Raw genomic sequence first — 3,175 nt, forward strand, 5'->3', positions numbered from 1 at the left:
TTTAGTCGCCTTTGCTCGTACCGAAGGCCCTTCACCATGTCACGCCGCCACGCCGGCAACGAGCGCGATCATCAATCTCTTGCGCGATCCGCCGACACCCCGAACCCCTTATTTACCAGGCTCTTAGGGAGCTGGACTCCTCCGGTGAGACCGCGCACCTCCTGCTGGTGATGCATGCCTCCGGCTATGGCCCAGCCGGCGTACGAGCGGGAGGAAACGGCGAAGAACGTCCGTTTTGTATCGGCATTGGGAGTCATGTCTGCCATCGAGGAAAATGAGGAGCGGGGCGCCGCAAGAAGATCCACAACGCTAGCGTGACGCGCACAGGTCCATCCAGGACCTATTCAAGGAGCATCATCGTGCTTGTCCGCTCGCCCCGTACCCATCCCGCCCGTCGAATCTCTCTCGCCGCGGCGCTGACCTTCCTCCTCGTCGTGCCAACTCTCGCCACGTCGTCCCTGACCGCGGCGGCGGCGCCTTCCGGCCCCGAGGTGGTCAGTTCCGATCCCCAGTCCACCGACAACCTCGATCCTGCCCTGCTGAGGGAGATGCGTCGGCAGAACGATCTAGAGCCCGCTCTCCACGTCATCTGGGACGAGCAGCTGAAGACGCCACAGTCCGGTTTCGCCGGCGTTGCCTACGAGGGCGAAGGCTTGTCGGTCTACTGGAAGGGCGACCTGACGCCAGGCATGCGCGCAGCCCTCACTCGCGCTCGAAACTGGGGAGCCGTCACCGTAAAGCCGGCGGCATACTCCGAGGCCGAACTGCACGCTGCCGGAGAGAAGATCCACAAAACCATCAGGCGGCATCGAGGAAGTGAGGTTCAGTCGATCGGTTATAAGCCGGATGGCAGTGGGCTGGAAGTGACCCGTGGCCCTGAAGTCGTGGATCCGAGATCGGCGATGGATAGCCGGTCCGTAGGGCGGGTAAAAGCCCCGGTTGCCCAGATCCTCCACGAGGCGGCGGTGACGGTACCGGTGACTGTAGTCGACGCCGCGGAGCCGCTCGACCTGCTAGCCAGCCGTCTCGACGACTCTCCCCCCTGGAACGGTGGCGGGCGATGGGAGTCGTGGCGGGGCGTGGACAAACGAAGCACTTGCACGACCGGGTTTGGGGTTCACGCCAACGGTCGGAGCTACGTCTTGAGCGCCGGGCACTGCGCGAGCCCGCCCGACATGGCCTACCAGGGCACATACGGGAGCTCAGCGTTCGACGAGATGGGCCCGATCTACGACGACGACTGGCGTTCGGACCTTCTGATGATCAATGCCCCTGGCTGGTATCTCATCTTCGACGGCACCACGACCACCTCGAACACGAAGGGGGTGCGGAGCTGGGGATACTGGGCGGCAGGCCAACTCGTCTGCCAGTCCGGCCGGTCGAGTGGGACGGTTTGCGGCCTCAAGCAGGTTCAGTCGCAGGGCATTGAAGTGAGCTGTACGACCCCTGACTCCGATGGGGACTGTGGCTACGTCATCGAAGGGGTCATCAAGACCACGCAGGTCGACGGATCCACGGCCGCCCGAGCTGGCGACAGTGGTGGCCCCGTGTTCACCCTTGATGGTACCGGCGTTCGCGCCAAGGGCATCCTTGTCGGCGGCGGCGGTACCACCATGTACTTCCAGGACTGGGCGGATGTGATCCGGGTCTACGGCGCCTACCCGAACACGAATTCGTCGACCTCATAGCGGAGCACGGCGGTGGGCGGCGCCCGACTCGCGCCGCTCACCGCCCAGAGGATCGGCAGGCCGTGGGTCTGAAGGGACCTATCATGTCGCTACGCCAGCAGAAGGAGTGTGGATGACAAGCCAGCAAACGGACCGCCCTACGCCTGCCCCTCCGCCCCGTCGGCTCATTGGTCTTCTGCTGGCCGCTTCGGCGGTCGTCGGCCTCGTGCTGACCGTCGGGCCAGTAATTGCCGGCAGGGAGACGGCACCGGCGCAGGCCGCGTCAACCGCGAACACCGACGCAGGTCCGGCCCGCTGTCCCAACTCGTGGAACGACGAACCCACGCCGCAGCCTGGGAAGGCCGTTCTGGTCCCCACCGGGGCGACGGAGGCCCTGCTGTGCAGCTACCGACATGACGCGTCCTCACCCCTGAATCTCGACGTCAGCCGACGTATCACCAGCAAGGTCGACGAGTTGACGGCCTATCTCAATGGGTTGCCGAGCACGCCACCAGAGGACACGGTCTGTCTGCTTGGCCAGCCGACGGAGCACGCTTTCGTCTTCGGCTACCCCGGCCAGCGGTCGGCGGTGATTCGGCTGAGCAACTGTGCCTGGCACCGCGATGGCGCGATCCGCTACGGCGGTGACCTGCGTAAGGTCACCGCGTACTGGGGTGTGCGGTGGAACCAGTAGGTCCTCCCGGTCGATGGTCGTAACTGACCAAACCATCCATCCCGCCGCTGATCGCACGCCAGGTCGGCTCGTCCGTCGCTCACCAGGTCAGCCGCCCTTACGTGGTCGCTGTCCTGCTGTTTCTTCGGTGCTGCTGGTCGTCGGCGACCATACGCATGCACCCGGTCGCTGAGCTGCCCACATCCCGAGCACGGCACCGGGGCCACCGGCGTGCGGGCGACGACCCGCACCACCGCCCCTTGATCGATCACCCGGTCGATAACAAGCCCCGACAACTGAGGGAAGACCGTCTTGATCACATCGCACCGGGATCAGGATGCCCCACGGCACTGACCACACTGGACTCAAGTCACCAACGTTTCTGTGCCAGAGCCGAAAATCGGACACTCCCCAGCCACCCGGGTGGGAGGGTGAACGCGTGGGGCTGAACAAGGGGACCGCAGCGCAGCTCGCCGAGGCACGCCTGGCGGAATGGCGACGCAACAGCTATGACGAGTGGCGCGCAATGCTCGACGACAAGGACATGCACCTGATCGTGGGCGAGGACGGCACCCGTTGTCAGCTACGCCATTGACGACGGCGACGGCCGGGTCCGCATGTCAGTCACCGTAGACGATGGCGTCGGCTCGTCAGCGTTGGTACCGCTTCTGAGAGACGAAGTCATGAGCCCGGACGACCTTCATCACATGACCTCTTCGGTGTGAACTCTCGGCGAGCCGGTCGGGCCGGGTGTCGTTCGAGGTCAAGTGGCCTGCTGAGGCTCGTCTCGGTCCGGTTCGGCTGGCACGGTTGCTGTACTTCGCTGCTGTACTGC

2 protein-coding genes and 1 pseudogene are annotated in these 3,175 nt (G+C 64.9%); all 3 read left to right on the forward strand.

The window, feature by feature from the left end; all coding sequences use genetic code 11:
• The first annotated feature begins 359 nt into the window (after positions 1 to 359).
• The 3 genes and pseudogenes from NCC78_RS29935 to NCC78_RS32280 all read left to right on the forward strand — a co-directional run bounded on the left by NCC78_RS29935 (position 360) and on the right by NCC78_RS32280 (position 3,051).
• A complete protein-coding gene (locus NCC78_RS29935; RefSeq protein WP_250798727.1) occupies positions 360 to 1,688 on the forward strand; it encodes a chymotrypsin family serine protease in 1,329 nt (442 codons plus the stop codon).
• Positions 1,689 to 1,800: 112 nt separating this feature from the next.
• Positions 1,801 to 2,361 (forward strand): hypothetical protein, encoded by a 561-nt coding sequence (locus tag NCC78_RS29940; RefSeq protein ID WP_250798728.1) that lies wholly within the window; start codon positions 1,801 to 1,803, stop codon positions 2,359 to 2,361.
• A gap of 361 nt (positions 2,362 to 2,722) precedes the next feature.
• A pseudogene (locus NCC78_RS32280) lies at positions 2,723 to 3,051 on the forward strand (hypothetical protein).
• The last annotated feature ends 124 nt before the right edge of the window (positions 3,052 to 3,175 follow it).

Origin of the sequence: Micromonospora phytophila (assembly GCF_023656545.1) — a bacterium.
In the GTDB taxonomy this organism is placed as follows: domain Bacteria; phylum Actinomycetota; class Actinomycetes; order Mycobacteriales; family Micromonosporaceae; genus Micromonospora; species Micromonospora phytophila.

What these genes read in the sequence shown, in the direction of transcription:
- NCC78_RS29940 (WP_250798728.1), top strand. Translation starts at nt 1,801, where the DNA reads ATGACAAGCCAGCAAACGGACCGCCCTACGCCTGCCCCTCCGCCCCGT.